This window comes from Oleiphilus sp. HI0066, assembly GCF_001635725.1.
Genome location: NZ_LWFH01001561.1, coordinates 1 through 1,114, shown reverse-complemented (window position 1 = coordinate 1,114; position 1,114 = coordinate 1). Strand labels below are relative to the sequence as shown.

1 protein-coding gene and 1 pseudogene are annotated in these 1,114 nt (G+C 44.8%); both read right to left on the bottom strand.

The annotated features are described in order from the left end of the window. A pseudogene (locus A3738_RS24625) lies at positions 1-364 on the bottom strand (histidinol-phosphate transaminase); the annotation flags it as partial. Positions 365-395: 31 nt separating this feature from the next. Beyond that, complete coding sequence (gene pheA / locus A3738_RS24620; RefSeq protein WP_082890139.1) at positions 396-1,067, bottom strand: prephenate dehydratase; 672 nt, start codon at positions 1,065-1,067, stop codon at positions 396-398. Positions 1,068-1,114: the final 47 nt, after the last annotated feature.

The following is a 1,114-nucleotide window of genomic DNA, read 5'->3' as shown; positions in this document are numbered from 1 at the left end:
AAACCACCTCACGCCCTAGTTCGGCATAAGCTCGCGCAATTAAGTCAAGAATATCGTTAGACCCATTCCCCAGGGTAAGTTGCGATGACTGAACTTTTAAACGCGATGCAAGCGCTTCTTTTAGTTTAAAGCCATTACCATCAGGGTAGCGCGTCAATTGAGAAAGCTCGTTGCGGATTTCTTCTAAAGCAATTGGGCTAGGGCCAAGCGGGTTTTCATTACTTGCGAGCTTTACGATATTCGAGATGCCTAACTCTCGCTCCAACTCATCGCTTGGTTTGCCCGGTTGATAAGGATGTAAGCCTCGGGCACCTTGAGTCGCCAAAGACACAAAATCACAAGAAGAACGCGTTAAATCGCCCATTAGAAAACCCTTTTAAATCTATAAATACGCGTTACAAAACGCCAACGGGATAGGAACCAAGATGCTTAATGTCGACGGCATCTGGCGAAATATCTTTGATCACCGCCTGAACATTCTCATCATCAAAATGACCATCAAAATCGATATAGAAAACGTAAGCCCAAGTACTACTATTAGAGGGCCGAGACTCTAAGCGATTCATATTCACGCCGTGACGCTGAAATGGCTCCAAGACGTGATACAAAGCACCCGGCTTATCTTTCACTGAAACCATAATTGATGTTTTATCTTCGCCGCTCGCAGGCACGACCTCAGAACCGATAATAAGAAAACGTGTCGTGTTATCAGGACTGTCTTCTACATTTTTTGCTAGGAAATCTAAATCGTAGAGCTCTGCCGCCATATCACTTGCGATGGCAGCAACTCCAGGCTCCTCAGCGGCTAGTTTCGCAGCCTTACCATTGCTCGATACAGCAATACGCTCAACCTGCGGACAATGCGAATCCAACCATTTTCTGCATTGTGCTAGCGCCTGCTGGTGCGCATAAACGCGGGTCACATTCTCAAGCTTGGTTTCAGTTCCGCTGAGCAAGTTGTGGTGTATGCGAAGCTTTACCTCACCTGCAATAAATAAAGGTGAGTCTATAAAGCTGTCTAAAGTATGATTAACAATCCCTTCAGTTGAGTTTTCAACTGAAGGGATTGTTAATCATACTTTAGACAGCTTTATAGACTCACCTTTATTTATTG